The sequence below is a fragment of the Streptomyces sp. SP18BB07 genome, from assembly GCF_036322545.1.
In the GTDB taxonomy this organism is placed as follows: Bacteria; Actinomycetota; Actinomycetes; order Streptomycetales; family Streptomycetaceae; genus Streptomyces; species Streptomyces deccanensis.
In genome coordinates this window covers 1-742 of sequence record NZ_JAQYWT010000232.1, presented here as the reverse complement: position 1 = coordinate 742, position 742 = coordinate 1, and the positions used below count along the sequence as shown (strand labels likewise).

General features: G+C 67.3%; 1 pseudogene. It reads left to right on the top strand.

From position 1 onward, the window contains the following. A pseudogene (locus PUR53_RS07350) lies at positions 1-742 on the top strand (alpha-1,4-glucan--maltose-1-phosphate maltosyltransferase); the annotation flags it as partial.

Here is a 742-nt window from a genome sequence, read left to right as displayed (position 1 = left end):
CCGAAGCCCGCGCCCACGGCCTGGAAGTCGCCCTCGACTTCGCCCTGCAGTGCTCCCCCGACCACCCCTGGGTCGACAAGCACCCCGAGTGGTTCCACCACCGCCCCGACGGCACCATCGCCTACGCCGAGAACCCGCCCAAGAAGTACCAGGACATCTACCCCATCGCCTTCGACGCCGACCTGCCCGGCCTGATCGCCGAGACCACCCGCATCCTGCGCCACTGGATGGACCACGGGGTACGGATCTTCCGCGTCGACAACCCCCACACCAAACCGGTGTTCTTCTGGGAACAGGTCATCGCCGACATCAACGCGACCGACCCGGACGTCATCTTCCTCGCCGAGGCCTTCACCCGCCCCGCGATGATGCACACCCTGGCCGCCACCGGCTTCCAGCAGTCCTACACCTACTTCACCTGGCGCACCACCAAGGAAGAACTCACCGAGTACGCCACCGAACTCGCCGGTGAGGCAGCCGCCTACATGCGGCCCAACTTCTTCGTCAACACCCCCGACATCCTCCACGCCTTCCTCCAGGAAGGCGGCCGCCCCGCCTTCGAACTCCGCGCCGTCCTCGCCGCCACCCTCTCCCCCACCTGGGGCGTCTACTCCGGCTACGAACTCTGCGAGAACACCCCCCTCAAACCCGGCAGCGAGGAATACCTCGACTCCGAGAAATACCAACTCCGCCCCCGCGACTGGGACGCCGCCGAACGCGACGGACGCACCATCGCCCCCCT